This window comes from Variovorax sp. GW460-12-1-14-LB1, from assembly GCF_059423605.1.
Genome location: NZ_JBWKYF010000171.1, coordinates 1 through 629 on the forward strand (window position 1 = coordinate 1; position 629 = coordinate 629).

1 protein-coding gene is annotated in these 629 nt (G+C 67.6%); it reads right to left on the bottom strand.

Annotated elements, in window-relative coordinates:
* On the bottom strand, positions 1–581 hold a 581-nt coding region (locus tag AC07Y4_RS32970), incomplete at its 3' end, for a contractile injection system protein, VgrG/Pvc8 family (RefSeq protein WP_495275689.1).
* Positions 582–629: the final 48 nt, after the last annotated feature.

A 629-nucleotide genomic window follows, 5' to 3' on the forward strand; every position in this document is an offset into this window, starting at 1 on the left:
ACCCAGCAGCTGCTGTGCTGGTTCTTCTGTCCCTGGCGGTCCCAGGGGAACTGCACCTTGATGCGCCCCAGCTCGTCCGTCCACAGGTTCTGGCCCTCGGGGCCCACCACCAGCGCCACCTGCGGGCCGACCATGGCGGGCTTGGGCTGGGTCGGCTCGGGCCGCAGGGGCTCTGTGACCGGGTGGGCCGTGAAGTCCACCTGCACGCGCCATTGCTGCTTGCGGTCAGGACTGGCTTCGCGGTTCTGGCTGTCTTCAGCCACGTCCTCGATGAGGAGGCGGGTGTCCAGGATCAGGTATTCGGCGTTGGCCGACTCCCTCGGGTGCTTCTTCAGCTGGAAGGTGCATCCGGGCACCATGCCTCTGAGGTTGCCACTGGCCTGGGCCCGGGCGCCGTGGGTGCGCAGTGCCTGCATGCGCAGCAGGGAGAGCAAGTGGCCTTCTCCGTGAGGATCAGTGCTTGCATCGGTTCCCGCGTTGGGCTGGGCGTAGTGACTACCCCCAGCTCCCGGGGCATGCCACTGGTAAACCTCGCCCTCGGCCTGTCCAGTGGGGCGCGGGTCGCTTCGAGAAACACTCAGATCCGCCCTGGGCCGGGTGTAGTCGTAGTCCCGGGTGGCGTACTTCCC